The sequence below is a fragment of the Desemzia sp. FAM 23990 genome, from assembly GCF_045528485.1.
Taxonomy (GTDB): domain Bacteria; phylum Bacillota; class Bacilli; order Lactobacillales; family Carnobacteriaceae; genus Desemzia.
Window position 1 is genome coordinate 1 of record NZ_JBGQQW010000096.1, and the last position, 255, is coordinate 255.

Consider the following 255-nt stretch of genomic DNA (forward strand, 5'->3'; position numbering starts at 1 on the left):
CGCCTATTTTTCAGAGTGGATCAGTGAAATAACCGGAGAAGCTTTAGAATGTATGGATGATGCTTTAGCTGAAGAATATAAAAAAACGGGCTATAAAATAGAAAAACGAGATACTCGTACCATTCAATTTCTCTTTGGCAAAGTAAACTTTAAACGAAGAAGAATGAAAAAGGCAGGAGAAAAAGCCCTTTATCCGTTGGATAAAGAAATGGGTTTTCTCAAAGGAGAGGCTTTTTCTCCCCTTCTTTTACGAAA

General features: G+C 36.1%; 1 protein-coding gene. It reads left to right on the forward strand.

Annotation, left to right across the window (positions count from 1 at the left end; translation table 11 throughout):
• Positions 1-52: 52 nt before the first annotated feature.
• Positions 53-255, forward strand: a 203-nt coding sequence (locus ACEN4I_RS13620; protein WP_407103317.1) for a UPF0236 family transposase-like protein, incomplete at its 3' end; no start/stop codon positions are given.